This is a genomic window from Flammeovirga pacifica (genome assembly GCF_000807855.2).
Classification (GTDB): domain Bacteria; phylum Bacteroidota; class Bacteroidia; order Cytophagales; family Flammeovirgaceae; genus Flammeovirga; species Flammeovirga pacifica.
Genome location: NZ_JRYR02000001.1, coordinates 4197734 through 4215952 on the forward strand (window position 1 = coordinate 4197734; position 18219 = coordinate 4215952).

Annotated in this window: 13 protein-coding genes; 11 read left to right on the top strand and 2 right to left on the bottom strand. The window is 33.1% G+C overall.

Annotated features, from left to right (window positions below):
• Positions 1 to 4 precede the first annotated feature (4 nt).
• Positions 5 to 2353 carry a TonB-dependent receptor gene (locus NH26_RS16645; protein ID WP_044219699.1) on the bottom strand — a complete coding sequence of 783 codons (2349 nt, stop codon included), beginning with the start codon at positions 2351 to 2353 and terminating at the stop codon, positions 5 to 7.
• Between the two features lie 269 nt (positions 2354 to 2622).
• On the opposite strand from NH26_RS16645, the gene NH26_RS16650 reads away from it, so the two are divergent.
• The 6 genes from NH26_RS16650 to NH26_RS16675 are packed head-to-tail and all read left to right on the top strand — an operon-like array spanning position 2623 to position 10323.
• The gene (locus tag NH26_RS16650; RefSeq protein ID WP_044219701.1) at positions 2623 to 4143 is read left to right on the top strand and encodes a pyridoxal phosphate-dependent decarboxylase family protein; all 1521 of its coding nucleotides are present in this window, start codon (positions 2623 to 2625) and stop codon (positions 4141 to 4143) included.
• Between the two features lie 2 nt (positions 4144 to 4145).
• On the top strand, positions 4146 to 5492 hold the full coding sequence (locus tag NH26_RS16655; RefSeq protein ID WP_044219704.1) for a lysine N(6)-hydroxylase/L-ornithine N(5)-oxygenase family protein: 1347 nt from the start codon (positions 4146 to 4148) through the stop codon (positions 5490 to 5492).
• A 3-nt stretch (positions 5493 to 5495) separates the two neighbouring features.
• Positions 5496 to 6701 carry an MFS transporter gene (locus NH26_RS16660; protein WP_052431831.1) on the top strand — a complete coding sequence of 402 codons (1206 nt, stop codon included), beginning with the start codon at positions 5496 to 5498 and terminating at the stop codon, positions 6699 to 6701.
• Positions 6698 to 7315, top strand: a complete 618-nt coding sequence (locus tag NH26_RS16665) for a GNAT family N-acetyltransferase (RefSeq protein ID WP_052431832.1) — start codon at positions 6698 to 6700, stop codon at positions 7313 to 7315. The genes NH26_RS16660 and NH26_RS16665 overlap by 4 nt, the downstream gene beginning before the upstream one ends.
• Before the next feature lie 53 nt (positions 7316 to 7368).
• The gene (locus NH26_RS16670; RefSeq protein ID WP_044219706.1) at positions 7369 to 9192 is read left to right on the top strand and encodes an IucA/IucC family protein; all 1824 of its coding nucleotides are present in this window, start codon (positions 7369 to 7371) and stop codon (positions 9190 to 9192) included.
• 12 nt (positions 9193 to 9204) lie between these two features.
• Positions 9205 to 10323 carry a heparan-alpha-glucosaminide N-acetyltransferase domain-containing protein gene (locus NH26_RS16675; RefSeq protein WP_052431833.1) on the top strand — a complete coding sequence of 373 codons (1119 nt, stop codon included), beginning with the start codon at positions 9205 to 9207 and terminating at the stop codon, positions 10321 to 10323.
• 65 nt (positions 10324 to 10388) lie between these two features.
• On the opposite strand, the gene NH26_RS16680 is transcribed toward NH26_RS16675, so the two are convergent.
• On the bottom strand, positions 10389 to 11321 hold the full coding sequence (locus NH26_RS16680) for an AraC family transcriptional regulator (RefSeq protein WP_044219708.1): 933 nt from the start codon (positions 11319 to 11321) through the stop codon (positions 10389 to 10391).
• Between the two features lie 285 nt (positions 11322 to 11606).
• Between NH26_RS16680 and NH26_RS16685 the strand changes: the two genes are divergently transcribed.
• The 5 genes from NH26_RS16685 (at position 11607) to NH26_RS16705 (ending at position 18199) form a co-directional block, all read left to right on the top strand.
• A complete protein-coding gene (locus NH26_RS16685; RefSeq protein ID WP_044219711.1) occupies positions 11607 to 12554 on the top strand; it encodes a sirohydrochlorin chelatase in 948 nt (315 codons plus the stop codon).
• A gap of 122 nt (positions 12555 to 12676) precedes the next feature.
• Positions 12677 to 14104 carry an FMN-binding protein gene (locus tag NH26_RS16690; protein WP_044219713.1) on the top strand — a complete coding sequence of 476 codons (1428 nt, stop codon included), beginning with the start codon at positions 12677 to 12679 and terminating at the stop codon, positions 14102 to 14104.
• Positions 14105 to 14112: 8 nt separating this feature from the next.
• Complete coding sequence (locus NH26_RS16695) at positions 14113 to 16320, top strand: TonB-dependent receptor (RefSeq protein WP_044219716.1); 2208 nt, start codon at positions 14113 to 14115, stop codon at positions 16318 to 16320.
• Positions 16321 to 16357: 37 nt separating this feature from the next.
• Entirely contained in the window at positions 16358 to 17095 is a 738-nt protein-coding gene (locus tag NH26_RS16700) for an HmuY family protein (protein ID WP_044219720.1), read from the top strand.
• Between the two features lie 228 nt (positions 17096 to 17323).
• Positions 17324 to 18199 (top strand): ChaN family lipoprotein, encoded by an 876-nt coding sequence (locus NH26_RS16705; protein WP_044219723.1) that lies wholly within the window; start codon positions 17324 to 17326, stop codon positions 18197 to 18199.
• Positions 18200 to 18219 lie beyond the last annotated feature (20 nt).

Genomic DNA, 18219 nt, shown 5'->3' on the forward strand with positions numbered 1-18219 from the left:
ATTTTTAACGATTAAAATAATATCTAAATTTTAGGTAGAAGGCTCTACCAGGTTTCTGAATTTTAAAGTTGTCATATACCTCTGCATCAGTAATATTACTTACTGTTAGCGTTGTATTATATTTACCTTGTTCAAAGCTGTATTCAATATTTAAATCATGAGTAAACTGCGTTGGGATGGTAAGCTTTTCAGCTGGATCTCCGCTACTTTCCCAATTCAAGAAAAATTGATGTACATACTTTGAGGTCCAAGATGTAGTCAGCTTTTTACTGCTTGTTTGAAGGATATTGTACCCCAGATTAAGGTTGCCGAATAGGTACGGAATATTAGGTACCTTACTTTGATAGTTCACATTAGGCAAACCTTCATCTAAAGCAGTTTGATCTGTAATATCTTGATAAGTGAGGTTGGCACTTACAAAAAACTTACGATTGTATTCTGTATACAACCCAAGTTCTAAGCCCATACTTCTAACATTGGCAATATTCTCATAAGTACCTTGAGGACCCATTGGTCTAAATCGAATAAAATCTTCTGAGTATCTATAAAAAAGATTGGAATTGGCTTTAAAGAACCAATTTGAGAACCGGTTGTTATAGGCTAATCCTAGGTTAGCATTATGACTTTTTTCTGGCTTTAACTCTGGGTTGGGAAGTATAAAAATCCCATCACCTAAAAGTTCTGTAGCTTCAGGAATTCTAAAGGCTTTTTCATAGGATGTTTTGATATCGAAATGATTGTTTAAATGATAGGTTAAGGTGCCACCAAAGCCGGTTCCTCCATTTTTTATATCAGTTGTAATATCATTGTCTTCATAATCCTGAATAACAATTTGCCCATTATAGAAGTATTGTTTCGCAAAGAGAGAGAATTCTACTTTCTCATTGTTTGTTTTTGCTAACCAAGCACCTCCTAAAGTGGTTTTATTAATATGATTTGGAGATCTGAATGTCTTATTATTAGGATTCACTTTATCATCACCCACTCTTTGTAAGAAGTTTTGACCAGCATTAAAGGCAAATGTATGATTATTGTTTAGGTCATAACTTAAGTTGATATTACTTCTTACCACCTTATCATCAATAACTAAAAGAGATTTTTGAGGGTAGTATTCTCCTTTTCCAGTAGAGGGATCACGGTCTATAGAAGATCCATCCCAACGATAAATCTTACCCACTGTATCTATGGCAGAGTTTTGAATTAAACCTCCATTGACAAAAGCATCAACATTTAGTTTACCAAAAGCCTTTTTGTACCGTGAGTTGGCAAGCATTGTTTTCGACCTTTCATGTAAATGACCAAAAACTACATTAATAGTATTTGGAGGATGTTGAATGTTATTTTTGTTTTCTGCATAGGTTAAGCTCAAAGACAATTCATCTGCAAAAGACTTATTAAATACACCGGTTTTAGCAGTGATCATAGCAGAAGAATATTGATCGTTAAATCTTTTAGCTTCAATGTCTCCTTTTGAATTTCCAAGAGAGTCATACAAAGGAGCTTTTTTCATCAGGTAATTATTGTCAGAGTGATTAAAAAAAGATTGCACTGAAATAAAATACCCTTTTTCCTGATCAGAAAACTGTCCGTTTAAAGCAACTCTATGAGTATTAAAAGACCCTAATGAATAACTTGCATCAAAATATGTAGAATGAATATTAGGTGTTTTAATATTGATCAATCCGCCTAATGCATCAGCTCCAAAGTTGATAGGAACTACACCTTTATAAATCTCAATATCTTCAATCAAATTGACGGGATAGTTATTTAAAGTGAGTGCTGAACCATAACTTTCCATAGGTACCCCATCGATATAATACCTCACCTGGTTTCCTGTTAATCCATTCAAAGACAAACTAAAACCTGAACCAAGCCCACCCGTTTCTCTAATATTAATTCCAGAAGTTGTTTTTAATATTTGATTGATATCTGTGGATTGATTCAATAATTGATCTGTAGCAATAGTAGAAACTTCATATCCAGCATTTTGATGTTGCTGAGCAGTAGATTCACCTGTAATTTGTACTTCCTGAAGCTGATTTACATCTTCTTTAAGTACGAATTTTAATTGACTAGTGGAGTTTATTTTCTTTTTATTAGTTATCGTTAAATAACCAAGAGAAGACACTTCGAATGTATATGTAGCAGGAAGTTTTAAACCTTCAATTTTAAAGAGGCCATCTGCATTAGTGATTGCTCCAATATTTTTTTCAATAATTTTTACTGTAGCAAATGCAATAGGCTTCCCTTCTTCATCTTGAATTCTTCCTTTTATTTCTTGAGCATAAATTGTTGTGGAAATCAATAGGAGTAACATGAAGGTTCCACCACAAAGTTTTATGAGATAATTCATGCTGCAAATCTCTTATTTAGAATTATTCTTAACAATAGAGAGTATTTGAAATTACCTGATTCGTAAAAAAGATTTCCGGATTCGTAAATTGAAATTTTGGGTGCCGTAATTATCTATCGTATTTTTTATGAATCTCGAAATATTAATTTCTTTTTTCGTAAGTTTTGTATCTAAATTCGTAGTAGTTCTATCAGTTTTATGCTCTAAAATTGTATTATTATTTATAATCAATCTAAATAATAGATTAGCACTCATAACTTTAAACTACTATGTTTGATACTGCAACAGAACAAACACAAAAAAGCGTAAAACTAGACCTCTCATTTTTGTTCTCTCAAGATCCAGAAAGCCGATTAAGGTACATCCAAGATATAGGGAAGGCAACAGATAGGGTTCTAGGCTTTTTAAAAGATAGAACAAAACCCTTTAGCGGAGTACAGCCGCACGATTTAAAACCATTATTCGAAAAGATCAATCTGAATGATGAACCACAGCCATTGGAAGAGGTATTAGATGAGTTAAAACATCTATACCTCGACCATGCAGTGGCTTTTCATTTACCTAAATATATTGCACATTTAAATTGCCCTGTTGTGGTTCCTTCTCTGGTAGGGGAACAAATAATTGCGGCCATAAACTCTTCTCTAGATACTTGGGATCAAAGTGCCGGAGGGACATTAATTGAGCAAAAATTAGTGGATTGGACTGCGAATGAAATAGGTTTTGACAATGGTGATGGCGTTTTTACTAGTGGAGGTACTCAATCTAACTTAATGGCAGCATTGCTAATGAGGGATGCTTATACTTATAAAAACTTGAACCATGATATAGATGAGGAGGGTTTACCAAAAGAAAAACTGAAGATATTTTGTTCAGAACATAGTCATTTTAGCACGAAAAAAAGTGCGGCTATTCTAGGGTTAGGACAAAATGCAGTGATAAGTATTCCAACAGATGAAAACTTTAAGATGAAAGTCGATGAATTGGAATCAGCAATACTTCAATCATTAATTCGTGGGGAGTTTCCAATTGGAGTTGTAGCCACTGCCGGCACTACGGATTATGGAAGTATTGATCCAATTCATCAAATCGCTGATATCGCATCAAGATATCAAATTTGGTTACATGTAGACGCAGCAATTGGAGGTGGATTACTATTATCTAGCGAATATAAGTATTTGTTAGATGGTATTAAAAAATCAGATTCTGTCACGATAGATTATCATAAAACATTCTTTCAAACAGTAAGCTGCAGTGCTTTTGTGGTTAAAGATTCAAATGTATTATCCTTAATAAGTCATCATGCAGATTACCTGAATCCTAAGGATCAAAAGAAGGAAGGTTACCCTAATCAAGTGGATAAGTCTTTACAAACTACAAAGAGGTTTGATGCATTAAAGCTTTGGCTGACGCTTAGAAATATGGGTAAAGAACAATTAGGAGCCTATTATGATAAAACAATAGAGCTAACAAAAGAGGCTGCTAAATTGATTGATGCTCACACGTCATTTAAGTTATTGAACCCTCCAAGCTTAAACTGCCTAGTTTTTCGATTTGAAAAAGATAATTCGGTGGGTATCGATTGGAATCACCTGAATAAAGATATCAGAAAAGCTCTTTTTTACAATGGTGAAGCAATGGTTGCTGCTACCAAATACAAAGGTGATAACTATTTAAAGTTTACCATTCTAAATCCTTCTATGACCCCAAAAGATTTTGAAGAAATACTAAGTCTATTAGAAGGGTTAGGGTATGAATTAATGAACAAATTAGAATATAAAATCAATTAGATATGAGCACTCAAAAAATATATGATATCATTGGCGTAGGCATTGGTCCCTTTAACTTAGGTTTAGCTTGTCTTACAGATCCAATTGAAGAAATAGATGCTTTGTTTTTGGATAAATCAGATCATTTTGATTGGCATCCAGGTATGTTGTTAGAGTCTACCACATTACAAATTCCTTTTATGGCAGACTTGGTAACATTAGCAGATCCTACGAGTCCTTTCTCCTTTTTAAATTATATAAAGAAACAAGGAAGAATGTATTCGTTTTACATCAAAGAGAACTTCTTGGTGTTAAGAAACGAATACAATAAATACTGTCAGTGGGTGATAGAACAGCTTTCTACTTTACAGTTTTCATCTGAAGTTGTAAAAATCATTTTTGATGAAAAAGCAGAAGTATATCACGTTACTAAAAGAAATACTTCTACACAGGAAACTGAAACCTTACTCACTAAAAAATTAGTGTTTGGTACGGGCACATCTCCTTATATTCCGTCTTCTGCATTGCCCATTAAAGACAAGGTAGTCCATACTTCAAGCTATATTCCAAGTAAAGAAAAGCTTCAACAAAGTTCTTCGATTACAGTATTAGGAAGTGGACAAAGTGCAGCAGAGGTTTTCTACGATTTGTTATCCGAAATAGATAGCTTTAATTATAGTTTACATTGGATCACAAGGTCATCAAGGTTCTTTCCTATGGAGTATGGAAAATTAACTTTAGAGATGACTTCACCAGAGTATGTAGATTACTTTTTTGATCTTGATAAAAAGAAAAAAACAGCTTTACAGCATGATCATAAGCATTTATATAAAGGCATTAATGAGGATTTAATCAATGAGATTTTTGATTTGATGTATGCTAAAAAACTACAAAATGGCGAGCTCAATATTTCTTTAAGAACCAATTCGACATTGGTTAATTCAACACCTTTCGGCGATAAAGTGAAATTAGCTTTTAATCAGGCAGAAGAAGACAAATTCTACCAACACGAGACAGAATTTGTTTTAGCAGCAACCGGTTATAAAGCACAAACCCCATCGTTTATTCGTGGTATTGAACATTTACTCAAGTTAGATCAACAAGGGCAATTCAATGCAAACAGGAATTACACCATAGATCATTTAGGAAAGAGTGTATTTGTACAAAATGCAGAATTAAATACTCACGGTTTTGTTACTCCAGATTTAGGAATGGGAGCTTATCGTAATTCATATATTATTCGAGAAATAACAGGAAAAGAATATTATCCTATTGAAGAGAAAATAGCTTTCCAAAAATTCTCAGTAACACCTGATGAAGAAATTGAACATCCCAATGCTATTTTAGAAGAAGCATTAACAGAAGTCTAGAAAATGAAATTAAAAACTTTATTGATATTGATGACTTTTGTGGCTGTTGTAAGCGATACAATGCTTCATCCTTTTTATCCACAGTTTTTTAGTCATCAATTTGGAATTGATGCACCAGAACATACGGGCTATTATTTGGCAGGGTGTTGTTTAACAATAATGATAGCTTTTCCTTTTTGGGCTTGGGTTCATAAAAAATATCAACTCTTTGATATTCTGATGATAACTCAATTATTAGCCGGAATTTTATGTTGTTCTATATTTTGGGTAAAAAGTATAGAATTGTTCTGGACCTTGGCTTTGTCTATGATCTTTTTTAAAGGGAGTTATTTATTGATGTATCCTTTTATCATGAAAATTGATAAGGAAGAAAATCACACTTCGTCCATCAGTATTCTTTCTGTGATTGTACATTTCGGTGCTATTTTGGGTGCTTTTTTTGGTGGAAGTATACTCGATTGGTTTGATGTGAAATATGTCTTTTTCATTATGGCAATGGGAGATTTTGTACAATTATTTGTCTGTTTCTACCTTAAAAACAACCCGAAAGCAATAGAAGATAAAGCGCAGGAGGAAAATGTAGTAGAGAAGAATTCTTTTATAAGTGATTGGATCAAACCTAATATTTTAAAAGTTGGTGGATTAACCATGGTTTTATATTTCAGTACCTTCCTAATTCGACCTTTTTTTGTAGAATATTGGGAAAGTACCTCTTCTTATGAAAGTAACATTTTAGCAGGCTTTATGTATTCTATACCAGCATTTGTTGGGGTGGTTGCCTTGATTTATAGCCACAAAAAAGGCAAAAACCAACAGGTATATAAACTGATATTGCCATCTATTCTAATGGGTATTTGTGGTATTGCATTACAAGGTAGTGGATATGTATTGTCTATCATCTTCGGACGAATGCTTTATGGTTGGGCAGTATTTCAAATTTATGTACAATTTGATGTCATCGCCTTTAGAAATAGTCAGCCCAAAGAATACGCTTCTGATTACAGTAAGATCCATTTTCTACAAAATTTAGGTGTACTCTTCTCTTCTTTAGTCTCAGGTTTTGTGGTGGATCATTTTTCATTAAAAATGCCATTTGGGATTGCAATTGTGGGGTTTATCATCGCTGGAGTTTTTTACGGATGGGCTTACAAAAATGAAATAGTAAGAAAGAACAATCAAAACAAGGCATCAATGTCTGCTGCTGTATGATCGTAAAAGAAACAAAAGTTCCCATTATAGAATGGGAAGAGAAAGCGTCTAGTTATAGTAAATCAATAGAAAATTATGGGACATTTAGTCTTCGTCCTTTCAGTTTTGAAAAAGATTTAGAACGGTTACATCAATGGGTGAATTTGCCTTATGCTAAATATTGGCAATTAGAAAATTCGTCCATCGAAACGGTTAGAAGGACTTATCAAGAAATAATAGATGGAGGAAGTACGGCTGTTCTAATGGGAGAGTTTAATGGAAAAACATCTTTTCTAATGGAACTCTATTACGTTCCTGAAGATAGGGTGAACGAACATTTTTCTGCAGATATAAATGATTACGGGTTCCATATTTTGGTAGGCCCTTCAGAAACTCCTGTAAAAGGATTTACTGCAAATATTTTTTCTTTTATCATGGAGTTTATGTTTTCACATAAGAAGGTAGAACGAATAGTTGTTGAACCTGATGTGGAAAATGAAAAGATTCATACACTTAATAAAAAAGCGGGCTTTAAATATCAAAAAATGATCAGTTTCCCAGAAAAGGAAGCTTATCTGGCTTTTTGTACCAGAAATGATTTTCACATTTCTGAGGTGTTTCAGTTGGCGTTGTAAATACTTCCTTTAATAACCCAAAACTATTTTTTAGAATACTAAATGTAACAATTATGACAGCAACATCATCTACCTCTCACTTCTTCGAAAATGTAGAAGAAAGTGTATGGGAACAAGTGAATCGGTTATATATAAAAAAGGCATTAAGTGAATTTTCTCACGAAAGACTATTAGAACCACTTCGTATTGGTTTTGAAGAAGATTTAGGTATCTATCAAGTATTTTCGGACTCGTCAGAATATACCTATAGTTTTAAGGCCAAAGAAATGCAATTGGACCACTGGAATATCAGTGTGCCTTCGATTGTAAAAAAGAGGGGAGAAGAAGAACTTCCTTTATTATTGATGGAGTTTATTTTGGAGTTCAAAACCCAGCTTCAAATTCCTGAAACTATGCTGGAAACCTATTTAGAAGAAATTGCAAGTACATTGTATGGAGCAACTTTTAAATACAGTCAGAATAAAACTACAGCCCAACAGTTGGCAGAAGGAGATTTTCAGCTGATTGAAAAAAATATGATTGAAGGTCATCCGTGTTTTCTCGCAAATAGTGGAAGAATAGGTTTTGATGTTGAAGATTTTAGTCATTACGCACCTGAAGCATCAAATGGTTTTAAGATGTTATGGTTGGCAGGGCATCAATCACTAACCACATTTACGGCAGTAAAAGAACTGACCTTCGAAAAAGTAATGCATCAAGAAATTGGAAGTATCCAATACGATGCTTTTAGAGAGCAACTAAAATCAAAAAAACTAGACCCTGATGATTACTTCTTTTTCCCAATGCACCCTTGGCAATGGGAAAATAAATTATCGATCATTTTTGCTTCTGATATTGCTGATAATAAATTGATCTTACTAGGAGAAGGTGAAGATATTCATCAACCGCAACAATCTATTAGGACACTTTACAATAAAACATCGACTGAGAAATTTTATGTAAAAACCGCATTATCTATTCAAAATATGGGCTTTCTGAGAGGCTTATCGCCTTATTACATGAAAAGCACTCCAGAAATTACTACATGGATATCTAATTTCCTTAAAGACGATGAGTACTTAAAAACTAAGGGATTCAAGATGTTAGGAGAGGTAGCTACCATGGGATACACCAACCAATATTTTGAAACCTTTGGAAGTAGAAGTGCATATAATAAAATGTGTGCTGTACTTTGGAGAGAATCACCATTAGATAAGATTCAGCCTCATCAGACTTTATCGACAATGGCGGGTGTTTTACATATTGATACACATGGTAATGCTCTTTTAAAGTCTTGGATTGATGCCTCTGGTGTTTCTGCTTGTGAATGGGTAATGAGTTATTTAAATGCTTATTTATCGCCGTTACTACATTGTTTTTATCAACATGATTTAGCTTTTATGCCTCATGGTGAAAATTTGATTATGGTTTTAGAAAACGGTCTACCAGTCAGTGTTTTTATGAAAGACATTACCGAGGAAGTTGTCCTTTATGAAGAAAAAGAAAACCTTCCTGAATCGGTAAAAAGGTTAGTGGTAAAAGCTACTGATAGAGTGAAATCGTTGACAATTTTTACGGATGTATTTGATTGTTTTTTCCGCTTTATGGCTCAAATATTAGAGGAGCATTGTGATTTTCCTGAAGATGCATTTTGGGCGTTGGTAGCTCAGAATATTCATGAATATCAATCACAATTCCCAGCGTTGGAAGCAAAATTTAAAGCCTCAGATTTATTCGAAGAAGAATTTATACTTTCCTGTTTAAACCGCCTTCAGTTACAAAATAATAAACAAATGGTTGATTTAAGTGACCCTGTCAATAGCTTACAATTTATAGGGTCTATTAAGAATCCTATCCATAAGTATAAAGAAAATAGAATACCAGAAATTACTGCTTAAGTTTTAAATTAGATGAAAACAAGATTACAATCTTTAGATTTTGTAAGGGGAATGAGTGTGCTTATGCTCATTCCTTTACATTGTATGATGATGTATGCCACAGCCGATACTTGGCGACATAGTGAGTTGGGGCAATTTGTACAAATATTGGAAAAAGGAACTCCCGTCTTTCTAGTGGTCATGGGAGTATCTTTTGTCTTTTCTAAGAGGCAACTCCCAGAAGATCTTACATTAAGAGCATTAAAAGTTTTAGGAATCGGGTATTTATTAAACTTTATGAAATTCGATATTCTATTAGTATTGGGTTTATTTCCGGAAAACCTACTATTGGCAAATAAGTTGGATGCTTCTATGCTAAGTAGTAACATGTTGCACTTTTTTTTACTAGGTGATATTCTTCAATTAGCGGGATTTTCGTTGTTATTTATGGCCTTATTTTATAAGCCATTTAAAAATAAGTGGAATGTACTAGCAGCCGCTTTAATTATTATTATTCTATCAAAGGAAGTCAGTGGTTTTCGAATAGGAATACCTATTTTGGATTACTTTCTAGATATTATGTGGGGAGATCAGTACAATGTGTATTTTCCATTATTTCCTTGGTTGGCTTTTATTCTTATTGGTCGTTTTGTAGGAATGATTTTTAAAGAAAAGAATGATGTTTCTAAGTTTCAAAACACCTTATTAATCTATGCTTTTTCTTTCTTTATTATTGGAGGTTTATTGTGCTATATAGATTATGATTATCATTTTGGTGATTATTACCATATAGGTGCAGGAGGTACATTAATGTTGGTTGGGTTTAATTTGTTTGTCTTGTTTATGGGACAAGTTATCACACAATATTTACCCAAAGGAAAGTACCTTCAACTTATAAATTATGCAAGTAAAAATGTGACGGTATTTTATTTCTTACAATGGGTGATTATTGATTGGGGAATGGTATTTTTTGGTTTTGCACAGCTCACCCAAGAAATAATATCAATTTTAATTATCGTTTATATTACTCTGACTTTTTTAATACTTTATGTATTCAACCTATTATCGATTAAGATAAAAAATGCACTATTTAATCCTACAAAATCAGAAGAAGAGTATTCATCAAATGTATATCAAAAGACATTAGATTAGTTACTGAATAAAGTATATTGCCAAAGTGTAATTATTAAAGTAGGGTATTTAATATCCTACTTTTTTTATTTTGATAATCCTCGTCTATACTGATTTGGAGTTAAATCCATATTCTTTTTAAAAGCATAAGAAAAATGTGCAGAATGTTGATATCCTACTTTTTCTGAAATGATAGAAATACTGAGGTGAGTAGTTTTTAAAAGGTTTTTAGCATAATCCATTCTCTTTCTTGTGGCATATTCAAAAACAGTCTCTTCGTAAATAGCCTTAAAATGTTTTTTAAGATAGGATGTGTTTATACCTACAGATTTAGCAAGTTCATTAATCGAATATTGAATATGTAAATTCTCATCTATGAGTTGTTTTACCTTAGACATTTGAGGCTCATACTGATGTTGTTGATTATTTTCATAATTCGTTATTTGATCAGAAATCTCAGAAAGTACTTCAAATAATTTTCCATTTAGATACATCAATTGGCATAAGCCTCGTTTTTGAGTAGAAGTAAGTTTTTCTAATAAAATAGATAGTTCCTTATTGATTCTAAATGTTGGAGATTTTTGCAAAAACAAGTCCATCACCATTTGTTTTAAGGAAGGGTGAAGTAACTTTTGCTCAAAATATTCTTGCTTAAATTCTATAAAAATAAAGTAATTCTGATTGGGAACTAAAGTAAGTTCAATATCCTCTCCGTTGACTATAAACCCCGTATTTTCTCCAATTTTCTGATGATTTACAATATTACAATTAGGAGATAATTGAAAGAAAATACCTTGTTGTTCACAAGGAAGAAGTATTGTAATAGGAGTTTGGATATTCCAAGAAAATTGATGCAATACAAGATTAGCAAAAGAGATTTTTTGATAATTCCCTTTTCTATTGGTCGATTTACTCGATGCTTTTAACAGGTCTAATCCAAATTCTTCTTTTTGAGAAATAATGCGAGAGTGCTTTTCTAAAAAGAATTTGAAGGATAAATCGGTAGTAGTGTCTACCATATAGTATTTAGTGATTGCTCGTTATTGTAACTATTTATAGTGCAAAGTTATATTTATTTAGATTTAATAAAAATAAAAAAGAAATTGAAGAGTTAGATATTTAAAGAGAAAACACCTCTAAAAGCCTCCATAATGCAATTTAAAGCCTGTTTTTGAATGTTTAATTTCGAAATCAGAAAAATAAAGTTTCTTATTTCGTAAAAATCATTTCCTTTTTCGATAAACAAGAGTAAGCAACTTCCTATACATTTGTGATGTTATTTAGATTAATTACAAATAAGAAACATGAAACTAATCAAATCTTTTATACTAACGCTTGTTCTTTCGCTAACAATATTTTCTTGTAACGAGAAAAAACAATCTACTTCTGAAGTAGCAGAAAGTATTTCTGGGGAAAAAATTGGAGTATTACTTGTGAACCACGGTTCTCATTCGAAGCAATGGAGAACTATGCTTACAGATATCGAAAAAGATGTCAAAGGTCAAATCATGAAAAGTGGTGAAATTACTGAAGTAAGAACTGCTTTTATGGAATATACAGAGCCTTCTATTGCTTCTCAAATGAAAAAATTTGATGAAGAAAATTACGATAGAGTGATTGTAGTACCTATTTTCTTAACGATCTCATCGCATACAAGTAATGATATTCCGAACATAGTAGGGTTGGCTAACGATCCTAAAGTGAAGGAAGAATTAAAAGCTGAAGGAATTGAAACATATTCTTCAAAAGCAAGAGTTACGGTGACTCCATTATTGGATTACCCAACAGTATTAAAGAAAAATATTACTCGTAGAGCTAAAGCATTATCCAATGGTTCTGGCGATGAAGGTGTTGCTCTAATTGCCTACGGCGATGCTGAATTTAACCAACAATGGGAAGAAATGGTAGAAGATATCGGTCGTTACCTAAAAGCACAAACGGGTATCGGTTCTATTTCTTACGGATGGTGTGGTCACTTAGTGAGATATTCATCAGAACCTACGAAAAAAGCAATTGATCAAATTCTTGAACTAGAAGAAAGAGCAATTGTGATTCCTGTTTTAGTGGCCAATGATGAACATTTTCAGGGTGAAATCATCCAAAATGGTGTAGATATGGTTGAAGATCAAAAAAGAGTAGTTTACAAGCAGGACGCTATACTTCCTGATCCCAATATTAATAAGTGGGTAGTGAAGATTGTAGATGAAACAATGACTGATCTTAGAGGAGATAAAGAGGTTGCTACAAAGTAAGCTTACTTTTTCTAGACTTATTTGGAGGGGGTATCATAAAATATCGTACCTAAAATGTTTTATGATACCTCTTACAAATTAATGGTTACAGAATAGACCAATCACGATATCATCATTTCAGAATGAAATTAAAATTAGACTACCGTAAAACTACCATCACTGTATTTATCCTTTCTATTTTCCTTTACTTCACTTTGGCAGGACCATTAGAAAGAAATGATTTACATGAGAACATATCTACTATCGAAAATGAATTTTTCGCTCCTAAATTGGTGACTGATTTTGTGAAGTCAACTACAAAGGAAGCAGGTTTAATTTCGGAAGGAAAGAGTTATGTACTTGGGGAGTATGGTTTGGTAAGAGCCATCCCTAAAAAGGTAGTGAAAGAAGCTGGAATGATCTCATTTTCTAATACTATGGGAGAATCTCTTCATAATAAAGAATGGGCAGAAGCCATGTCCAAACGATTGAAAGCTTCTTATGAAGATGAGGATATAGTGATCAAAATGCAAGGAGATTTATGTTATGCAGAAATTTATCAAAGAGGTCGTTTGTCTTCTTTGTACTTTGAAAATATGATGCATAACACCGTGCAGGGGTTCTCAGGACCAATTTATTTAGGGATGGAAACATCTCTTGGAGGAAGCTTGAGAGAAGTTTCTTATATCACATCAAAGGAGACAGAAAGTTACCTTAGGAAGATTTTAAGAAGTACTTATTTAAATCAATACCAGGGGTTGTCTTTAGATGATGCAGAACATACTATAGATGCTATTTCTGGTGCTACTATTACTACAAGAGCAATGGCAGAAGGGGTTACAGAGGCTTTTCATACCACCGCTCCACAAATTTTAGAAACCTATTACGATAAAAGCATTGAAGCTTTTGGCGTAAAAGCCGAGCTTACTTATTGGTGGATTTTCAATCTATTAGTGATTGCCTGTATCTTTGGTTATGCAGTAATTCCACAAATTAATAAGACGAAAAAGAATAGATTGTTTGTTTCATTATTTACCATGGCTTACATAGGATTTGGTATGAATAGTTCATTCACTTATATCACTTTCCTAATGCCATTTATGGGGACAGAACTTTCTTTATTTTTAGCATTATATGCCTTACTAACATTATTCTCTGCGGTATGGGGAAAGAATGCTTATTGTTCTTATGTATGTCCTTTTGGGGCAGCACAGATGCTTACATTAAAATACTCTCCTTTTAAATCGAAGAAACTAATTATTACAAACAAGCAAGCTGAATACATTAGATATATGATTACTCTGGTATTATTTGGAGGATTCATATATGGTTATAAGCAATTCGGAAATTTCGAATTGTTCCCCGATTTATTCAGCATGGAGCTCTCTTCTTATTGGTTATATATATCCATTGCATTTGTAGTTATTTCCATGCGATACCCCATGTTATGGTGTCGTGCGGCTTGTCCTACAGGTTGTGTATTGGATAGCTTAAAAATAGCATCAGAGGGCAAATTTAAGAAGACAAAAACGAAAAAAATAAATCAAAAGCCGAAGGTAGTTCGTGCTTAAACCTATCAATGAAAAATTTAATTTACATACTATTTTTCATCATCCCATTTAACCTATGGGCACAGCAGCAATATATAGAAATTACTGTTTTAGATGATGACAAATTACCCTTAACGGGAGCAAATGTTTGTCTACTTACAGCATCTGGGCAAAAGTCCTATTTTGTGTCTGATGTAAACGGCCTAGCAAAAGTAGCCATTACGGAAAAGACGTTTTGTACGGTATCTTATATGGGATTCAAAACATCAGAAATTGAACTTTCTGCCACTTCTCAAAATACTACAGTAAAGATGAAGTTGGATCTATTGATGTTAAATCAAGTAGTGAAAACAGCCTCTGTACAGCCACAAACTGTCGATGAATCTATCTATAGAATTCAGGTGATTGATGGAAAACAAATTGAGAAAATTGGAGCTCAAACGGTACAAGACGCACTTAGATTTCAACCTAATATTAATCTAGTTCAAGATGGAGTATTAGGATCGAAAATCATTATGCAAGGGCTAGAAGGACAACATGTGAAAATACTTATTGACGGTATGCCTGTTGTTGGTAGACAAGGAGGAGATATTGATTTAGGACAATTAGATGTTTCTTCTGTAGATCATATTGAGGTAATCGAAGGACCAATGTCTGTGATTTATGGATCTAATGCCTTGGCAGGAACAATCAATATTATTACTAAGGAAAATAAGTATAAAACGATAAATGCATCCGCTAAAACCTATTACGAATCAGTTGGTTTGTTTAGTGCTGATGCTAATATTTCAGGATCAAAAAATAATCATAAATGGGGAGTGAATGCAGGAACAAGATTATTCAAAGGTTTTAATCCTGATGAAACTTCTAGAGCCATGTCTTTTAATCCAAAAGATCAATACAATGCGGATGTATATTATGGTTATAAATGGAAAGGATGGAATATAAAAATAGGAGGACGTTTTAGTAGGGAAGATCTCCAAATTATTGGAAATTATACCAACAATGCCAATCCAATTAGAGCCTTTGATAATTATTATACAACAGATAGAGGAACTGTTTATGGACAGTTTAATAAGAGTTTTAAAAATGGTGATGCTTTACAAGGAATGCTCTCTTACAACGTTTACGACCGAACAGGAGAGACATATTTTGTTAAGTTAGATGAAGGAACAAAAGAAACACAAGGAGAAGGTACATACGATGCCTTTCAGACTTGGAATGCTCGTTTATCCTATGAAAAACAATTAACGAATTGGTTCAAATTTGATGCAGGGTACGAATTAACGGATGAAACAGGTCAGGGTTCTAAAATGCAGGGGGATGAACAGCTAACAGAAAACTCATTATGGACTCAACTAAATATTGAATTAAATGATAATTGGTCTATTCAACCCGGAGCAAGGTTCATTCATCATAATCAATTTGATGCTCCTTTGATTTATTCTGCCCATGTAAAATATCAAAATCAATCACAATGGACAGGTCGTTTATCATTTGCAAAAGGGTTTAGAGCACCATCTCTTAAAGAAATGTACATGCATTTTGTCGATGCAAATCATGAAATATATGGTAACCCAGATTTAATTCCTGAAACATCATATAGTGCAACAGCCAACTTAAATAAAGACATCGAATTGTCGTCAAAATCAGTTTTACGATTTGAAGCCACAGGTTTTTATAACCATTTATTCGATGTGATTGATATGGCACAAGGAGAAGGAAATTCTTTTGTGTATATGAACATCTCTCAAAAGAAAACACAAGGAGGAACTTTTAAAGCATCCTATAATTTTAATAATCAATTAAAAATTGATGGAGGAGTTACCTTAACAGGTATTAGTTATGACTTAGAAAATAAAGGAGATTTTGATTTTAGATATTCTACAGATTTTGTCTCTTCTCTTTCTTATTTCTGGCCATCTATAGACTTATCGGCAAGATTGGATTATAAGTACACAGGCAAACGAACTCAATTGTTATTGACGACAGACAGTAATGACAATGAAGTAGTCGATGAAGGATTTACTGATGCCTATAGCATGCTAAACTTCTCGACCACTAAAAACTTTAAGAACAAACGATACTCGGTATCCACCGGGGTAAAAAATATTTTGGATGTCACCAATGTGAATAACACAGCTAGTGGTGGTACACATTCAGGAGGGTCAACTTCGTTGATCGCATGGGGAAGAACTTATTTTGTTTCCCTAAAAATCAATTTAAATAAAAAGTAAACGGGGATAATATCTCACTAAAATTAAACTTACAATAATGAAAAAGTTCATTACATTCTTATCAGCTATTGCAATCTTATCATCTTGTAACAGTGATGACACTTCTGAAACAATCATTCCTGAAGACGCTTCATCTCATGATTTACAAGTTTCTCTTTATGGAATGCCTGTAGTAGAGATTGAAAAAGAACAATATCCGGGAGGTCCTGTATCAACAGTAGAATTAGATTATAACCGTCAGGTGTATGTTAACTTGGATGCTGCCTCTTCTGATATGAATGCAGATACAACAGGTGTTCATTATAACGATGAAGACTATTATGCTTTTGACATTCCTGCTGAAAAAACATCAGTATCAGGACCAGAAGGTTGGGATATTGTCTTGACGTATTATTTAGGAATCACTTATGATGATCAAGGAACAGCATACCCTTATAATATGACAGGTGGTTTGATCAATACTACCAATGTGAAAGCTATCCGTTTAAATAAAGAAGATCTAGAAGCAGAAGGTCAAACTTTTATTTCCTATGATGATATTACTTTTGAAGAAGCATCAGCAATCACTTTATCTTCAGATGTAGCAGCTATTGGTTCAGATTGGAAATCATTAGATTTTGCAACTTTTACTTATAAAATCGTTGAAGATCAGTATTACATTATTGAATCTTCTGATAATAAATTATACAAACTAAGATTCACAGATTTCTATGATTTGGACTCAGGAACAAAAGGTTTCCCAATGTTCAAATTCCAAAGAATTATAGCTGAATAATTTTCCTCATGACGTGGTTATTGCTTTACAATAAGCAAAATATACCTGGCACAAGTCTTTTGGCTTGTGCCCCCGTCATGAGAAACAAAACAAAAGTACTATCATAAGAATTTTATAATTCAAGAAGTCATACCAATCCAAGTATTTTTCTTATTTGAAATATTTCACGACATTCATATCAGGTGAGGAATCACTTTAAAATCATACACTTTTATTTTACTAAATTCAATGAAACAACTTCTTTTATCAGTAATTCTCATCATAAGCTCATTTACGGTGAATGCACAATTAAAAGCCTATCAAATTTTTGATAAAGAGGGTAAGGAGGTAACATTCGAAGAAATGTCATCTCAATTAGAAAGTTACGATGTTGTTTTCTTCGGAGAACTACATAACAACCCTATCGCCCATTGGTTACAGTTCGAGTTATCTAAATCTTTAGCAAAGGCAAAAGACAACCAAGTGATTTTCGGAGCAGAAATGTTTGAGAAAGACAATCAGTTGGTATTGGATGAGTATTTAAAGGGTTTAGTAAAAGAAGCAGTATTAATTAAAGATGGCAAAGCATGGGATAACTATAAAACAGATTATGCTCCGTTAGTTGATTTTGCTAAAGAAATTAAAGCACCATTTTTTGCTACTAATGTTCCAAGAAGATATGCAAGCTTAGTGGCTAAACACGGTTTGGATACACTGAAAACATTAGATAAAAAAGCAAAGAAATTAATGGCTCCGCTTCCAATTGAAGTTCCTTATGAGTTACCTTCTTATAAAGAGATGGAACAAATGATGGCAGGACATGGAATGAAAGGCAGAGCAAAAAACTTTGTGGCTGCTCAAGCAATAAAAGATGCCACAATGGGACAAAGTATTGCTAAAGCTGTAAAGAAAAATAAAGGAAAATTAATGATTCACTTTAATGGAAATTTCCATTCTAAAGACCATGAAGGAACAGTATGGTACGTGAATCAATACAATAAAAAAGCAAAATGTGGAGTCATTTCTTTTGTCCAGCAAGAGGATGTCTCAAAATTGGCCGATGAAAATAAAGGGAAGAACGAATTTATTATCGTATGTAATGCCAATATGACAAAGACTTTTTAAATTGAAGAGGGATAAATTAT

Coding starts and splice junctions, on each gene's coding strand:
- NH26_RS16685 (WP_044219711.1), top strand. CDS start 11,607: ATGAAACTAATCAAATCTTTTATACTAACGCTTGTTCTTTCGCTAACA.
- NH26_RS16675 (WP_052431833.1), top strand. CDS start 9,205: ATGAAAACAAGATTACAATCTTTAGATTTTGTAAGGGGAATGAGTGTG.
- NH26_RS16650 (WP_044219701.1), top strand. CDS start 2,623: ATGTTTGATACTGCAACAGAACAAACACAAAAAAGCGTAAAACTAGAC.
- NH26_RS16690 (WP_044219713.1), top strand. CDS start 12,677: ATGAAATTAAAATTAGACTACCGTAAAACTACCATCACTGTATTTATC.
- NH26_RS16705 (WP_044219723.1), top strand. CDS start 17,324: ATGAAACAACTTCTTTTATCAGTAATTCTCATCATAAGCTCATTTACG.
- NH26_RS16670 (WP_044219706.1), top strand. CDS start 7,369: ATGACAGCAACATCATCTACCTCTCACTTCTTCGAAAATGTAGAAGAA.
- NH26_RS16680 (WP_044219708.1), bottom strand. CDS start 11,321: ATGGTAGACACTACTACCGATTTATCCTTCAAATTCTTTTTAGAAAAG.
- NH26_RS16645 (WP_044219699.1), bottom strand. CDS start 2,353: ATGAATTATCTCATAAAACTTTGTGGTGGAACCTTCATGTTACTCCTA.
- NH26_RS16695 (WP_044219716.1), top strand. CDS start 14,113: ATGAAAAATTTAATTTACATACTATTTTTCATCATCCCATTTAACCTA.
- NH26_RS16655 (WP_044219704.1), top strand. CDS start 4,146: ATGAGCACTCAAAAAATATATGATATCATTGGCGTAGGCATTGGTCCC.
- NH26_RS16665 (WP_052431832.1), top strand. CDS start 6,698: ATGATCGTAAAAGAAACAAAAGTTCCCATTATAGAATGGGAAGAGAAA.
- NH26_RS16660 (WP_052431831.1), top strand. CDS start 5,496: ATGAAATTAAAAACTTTATTGATATTGATGACTTTTGTGGCTGTTGTA.
- NH26_RS16700 (WP_044219720.1), top strand. CDS start 16,358: ATGAAAAAGTTCATTACATTCTTATCAGCTATTGCAATCTTATCATCT.